Raw genomic sequence first — 4,113 nt, 5'->3', positions numbered from 1 at the left:
TTGATTTTAAAAGAGATATGTTAACACTTTGAAATCCAATTTATATATAATTTCTAAAAATGTTAACTAATTATACAAACGGAAATAATGGTCTCCAAAAATAAAGTACAAGAAATAGTGAGGATAATATGAAGACAGTAAATAAGGTAGTCATTGTTGGTGTATTAACAGTTGGTATAGGAGCTGGGGCTTATATGACTTTTGCCGGAAGTTCTGAACCAGTTATGACTTATAAAACATCTGAAGTACTAGAAAAACAAATCGAAAATCAGCAAAAGTTTGCTGGTGAAGTGATTCCAAATGGAATGGAGATCATTTCATTTGATCCAACAAAAGGTACGAATGAACTAGCTGTTAAAAAAGGCGATGAAGTAAAGAAAGGACAGCTTCTGTTTAAATACAATGATCCAACTGTTAAACAAGGTGTAACAGAAGTGGAAATGCAAAAGAAAATTGCACAAAAAGAAGTAACATTACAACAAAAACAAATTGATGCAGCAAAACAAAAGCTACAAAAAGATAAAAATGCTGGTCTTCCTGCAGAAGCAGTAAAAGCGTCAGAGATTGAAATTCAACAATTAGAATCACAGCTTGAAATGAAGAAGTTTGAAGTAGAAAAAGCGGATGAAATGATTAAAGTAGCAAAAGAGAAAGTAAACACACTTTCTGTTATGAGTCCTGCTGACGGTGTAATTGATGATATTATTACAGCTTCTAATGAAAGAAACGGTATGAGCGGAATTACACTTCGCCATGCAGGTCCATTTAAAGTAGCAGGTCAAATGTCTGAATTTGAACTTGCTAATGTAAAAATTGGACAAGAAATAACAGTTTCATCAAAAACTGTAGCGGGTAAAACATGGACAGGAAAAGTAACAGAAATTGGTTCTACACCATTAAAAAGTATGGATGAAAACAAAACAGTTTCTAGTTATCCATTTACTGTGACGTTAGACAATAGTGAAGGCTTACAAAATGGTTTCCACGTATACGTAGAAACTAAATCAGGCGAAGCAAAGGGTACAGTCATTCCAAAGACCAGTATTTTAAAAAAAGGTGATAAAAACGTTGTCTTTGTTGTAAAAGACGGAAAAGCAAAAGAACAAGTTGTTACGGTTGAATTTGAAACAAGTAATGAAGCAAAAATTTCCGGAGTGAAAAAAGGAGAAAAAATTATCTCTAGACCTACTGTAAATCTAAAAGATGGTATGGAGGTTGCCACGCAATGATTAATTTACAAGGCATTACAAAATCTTTTCAAAATGGTGAAGAATCCATTCAAATATTGCACGGAATTGATGTAACGCTAAATCAGGGAGATTTCACTTCTATCATGGGGCCTTCTGGTTCTGGTAAATCAACATTAATGAATATTATTGGGTGTTTAGATAAGCCTACGACAGGTTCCTATGAATTAGCTGGACAAAATATTTCAAACATGTCTGAAACCGAGCTTGCGCATGTTCGTAATAAAGAGATTGGATTCGTATTTCAAAACTTCATGTTACTGCCACGACTTACAGCGTTGCAAAACATTGAATTACCACTTATTTATACGGGAGTCGATAAAAAGGAAAGACAAGAGCGTTCATTAGCAGCCTTAACAAAAGTTGGTTTAGCTGATCGCGCTACCTACTTTCCAAATGAATTGTCAGGTGGACAAAAACAACGCGTTGCAGTTGCACGCGCAATTGTAAATAACCCGAAATTTATTTTGGCAGATGAACCAACAGGTGCACTAGATACGAAAACAAGTGAACAAATTGTAAATCTATTTTATGAATTAAACAAGCAAGGTTCAACGATTATTATGATTACTCACGATCGTGAAATCGGGGAAGCCGCAGCACGTCAAATCGTTATTCGTGACGGAAACATTGTTCAGGATTGGAGAGAATAAAATTGAATATACATGAAAATATACGTATGGCTATCTCTTCTATCTTTGCCCATAAAATGAGATCTATTTTAACGATGCTGGGAATTATTATTGGAATCAGTGCGATTATTACAATTCTCGCAACGGGGGATGGAAATACTGCAAAGATGCAAAAAGAGATTGAAGAGAGCCGCCATATGGATGAAATTAATATAGAGTATATCAACCCAGATTTTCCGCTGGAAATAGCGAAGATTACACCAGATATGGTAAAGCAATTAGAAGTAATACCAGGTGTAAAGGATGTGTACCCACATGTGAATATGGACGTAAAAGCATATGTAGGTTCAAAAGAAGCTTCTCTTAATTTAAATGTGGGAACAGGTAATTTTATGCAGGATCACAAACTACGAATGATACATGGGCGTGAGTTAACAGAGACTGAGCTGGAAAAACCAATTCCTGTTTTGATTATCAGTGAAGCTCTATTTAAAAAACTATATGATACATGGGAAAATGATTTATATATAGATATAAAAGGAAAACCATATAATATTGTCGGGGTGTACAAATATGATAATATATGGCAATCAAATGTGTATGCAGGATATACCTCGGTTGACAATGCACCGTTGATCTCAGGTGTTGAGGAATATAATGCAGTGACCATTAAGTTATCTTCTTCTAGCGAGCGAGAAATTGTAGGGAAACAAGCTGTATCTGTATTAAATGGATTGAAACCACCAGAATTTGAGCATCTATTTACAGTAGAGGATGAGACAAAAAACGATTTGGTCGTAGAAGAATCATTAGATACGATGAAAATGGTATTCACTGGTGTTGCTGGAATCTCTTTAATCGTAGGTGGTATTGGTGTGATGAATATCATGCTTGTATCTGTTACAGAGCGTACACGTGAAATAGGTGTTCGAAAAGCACTTGGTGCAACGAGAAGGGAAATATTAATGCAATTTCTTATTGAAGCTTGTATTTTAACAGCATTAGGTGGAGTAATTGGTTTTGTGTTAGGTATTTTCTTTGCTTGGGTATCGGCAATCGTAGGTGGATGGCCACTTGTTATTTCAGTAAATCTAGGTCTACTATCTGTTGGAATATCTATATTGATTGGCATTGTCTCTGGTATACTTCCAGCAAATAAAGCAGCTAAACTAGACCCAATTGATTGTCTACGATATGAATAATAGTTGTAGGTGAAAGATAAGATATTCTAGAAAAGAGTAAATACCCATATGGGTATTTACTCTTTTTGAAAATAAGGATTTTCATGGTATAAGCAAAAATCTAAACAATCTTAACTCTAATTTTATATAGATTTCTTGGCTGTAAATACTAAGAGGAGAGAGGAATATAAAATGAAAACAGTGCTAGAAGCAAAAAATATTAAAAAAGTATATGACACAGGTGGAAATACATTTGAAGCGTTGAAAGGGATTAACTTACAAGTAAAAGAAGGAGAATTTGTTGGAATTATGGGCCCTTCTGGTTCAGGTAAGACAACTCTATTAAATGTTCTTTCGACAATTGATCATGTGACGAGTGGTGAGATTTTAATAGATGGAAAAGATATTGTAAAAATGAGTGATGATACGTTGGCATTATTTCGGCGCAATCATTTAGGTTTTATTTTTCAAGATTATAACTTATTAGATACGTTAACGGTCAAAGAAAATATCGCATTGCCTCTCGCTTTATCAAAGGTGAAGGTTAGTGAAATTGATCGGCTTGTTCTTGAAATCTCTAAGAAGTTTGGCATGGATCATATCTTAAGTCAATACCCATATCAAGTATCTGGGGGACAGAAACAACGCTGCGCAGCATCACGTGCCATGGTTACGAATCCGAGTATGATTTTTGGGGATGAGCCAACTGGGGCGCTTGACTCTAAATCAGCAACGGATTTATTAGAAAGTATGAAGTCATTAAATGAATATGATAACTCAACCATATTAATGGTAACGCATGATGCGTTTGCGGCAAGTTATTGTAAACGAGTGATTATGATTAAAGATGGTGAATTATATAAAGAATTACACCGTGGAGAATTAACACGTAAGCAATTCTTCCAACAAGTCATTGATGTAATGTCTTCCATTTCTGAAGATAAGGCTGATGATCTTATCTAATATGGCCATTTATAACATAATGTGTGATTAAAATAATGTATATTTTGTAGAAATAGTTTTTAGGAGGTTAAAATAAATGGCTTTAATTGA

Annotated in this window: 4 protein-coding genes; all 4 read left to right on the top strand. The window is 34.5% G+C overall.

Annotated elements, in window-relative coordinates; genetic code table 11:
* Positions 1 to 128: 128 nt before the first annotated feature.
* The 4 genes from ACQGSG_RS27165 to ACQGSG_RS27150 all read left to right on the top strand — a co-directional run bounded on the left by ACQGSG_RS27165 (position 129) and on the right by ACQGSG_RS27150 (position 4,023).
* Complete coding sequence (locus ACQGSG_RS27165; RefSeq protein ID WP_098281495.1) at positions 129 to 1,229, top strand: efflux RND transporter periplasmic adaptor subunit; 1,101 nt, start codon at positions 129 to 131, stop codon at positions 1,227 to 1,229.
* Complete coding sequence (locus tag ACQGSG_RS27160; protein ID WP_426948483.1) at positions 1,226 to 1,900, top strand: ABC transporter ATP-binding protein; 675 nt, start codon at positions 1,226 to 1,228, stop codon at positions 1,898 to 1,900. The genes ACQGSG_RS27165 and ACQGSG_RS27160 overlap by 4 nt, the downstream gene beginning before the upstream one ends.
* Positions 1,901 to 1,902: 2 nt before the next feature.
* Positions 1,903 to 3,081 (top strand): ABC transporter permease, encoded by a 1,179-nt coding sequence (locus ACQGSG_RS27155; protein WP_001020777.1) that lies wholly within the window; start codon positions 1,903 to 1,905, stop codon positions 3,079 to 3,081.
* A gap of 171 nt (positions 3,082 to 3,252) precedes the next feature.
* Positions 3,253 to 4,023 (top strand): ABC transporter ATP-binding protein, encoded by a 771-nt coding sequence (locus ACQGSG_RS27150; RefSeq protein WP_000859665.1) that lies wholly within the window; start codon positions 3,253 to 3,255, stop codon positions 4,021 to 4,023.
* The last annotated feature ends 90 nt before the right edge of the window (positions 4,024 to 4,113 follow it).

This window comes from Bacillus sp. GMa5/1 (assembly GCF_050172015.1).
Lineage (GTDB): Bacteria > Bacillota > Bacilli > Bacillales > Bacillaceae_G > Bacillus_A > Bacillus_A cereus.
Note: the sequence above shows the minus strand (reverse complement) of the source record. Positions and strands in the feature narration are given on the sequence as shown.

Coding starts and splice junctions, on each gene's coding strand:
- ACQGSG_RS27150 (WP_000859665.1), top strand. CDS start 3,253: ATGAAAACAGTGCTAGAAGCAAAAAATATTAAAAAAGTATATGACACA.
- ACQGSG_RS27165 (WP_098281495.1), top strand. CDS start 129: ATGAAGACAGTAAATAAGGTAGTCATTGTTGGTGTATTAACAGTTGGT.
- ACQGSG_RS27160 (WP_426948483.1), top strand. CDS start 1,226: ATGATTAATTTACAAGGCATTACAAAATCTTTTCAAAATGGTGAAGAA.